This window comes from Shewanella sp. ZOR0012, from assembly GCF_000798835.1.
GTDB classification, from domain to species: domain Bacteria; phylum Pseudomonadota; class Gammaproteobacteria; order Enterobacterales; family Shewanellaceae; genus Shewanella; species Shewanella xiamenensis.
Genome location: NZ_JTLE01000088.1, coordinates 2728 through 3200 on the forward strand (window position 1 = coordinate 2728; position 473 = coordinate 3200).

General features: G+C 46.7%; 1 protein-coding gene. It reads left to right on the plus strand.

The window, feature by feature from the left end:
* On the plus strand, positions 1-473 hold a 473-nt coding region (locus L976_RS23585; RefSeq protein ID WP_443018480.1), incomplete at both ends, for a hypothetical protein.

Genomic DNA, 473 nt, shown 5'->3' on the forward strand with positions numbered 1-473 from the left:
TGTCAGCGCCACCGTCACCGACGTGGCCGGCAACAGCAAAACTGTTACCCAAGATGTGGTGATTGATACTCAATCTGCCGCTGCACCGACAGTTACTATTGATGAAGACTTAAATAACGATGGCTTCATTAATCCTACTGAATTAACAGGACCGGTAAATATCACCGTTACTGTGGGGCTTGGCACCTCGATCGGTGATCTATTAATAGTTACAGATCAAGCGGGTAACACCCTATTTTATGGGCTAGTCACTCAAGAAATTTTAAATAATGGCTTACAACTCGGAATCATCGCTCCAGCCATCGGTACTAATCTAGTAATCACGGCTGTTGTTACAGATCAAGCAGGAAATAGCACTTCTGGGCAAGATCTGGCCAGACTGACAGATTCAGCAGATGACAGCAAAACTGTCGTTGAGGACACCGTCGCCAGCGGCAACGTGTTAACTAACGATGAAGCGGGCAATACCAGCG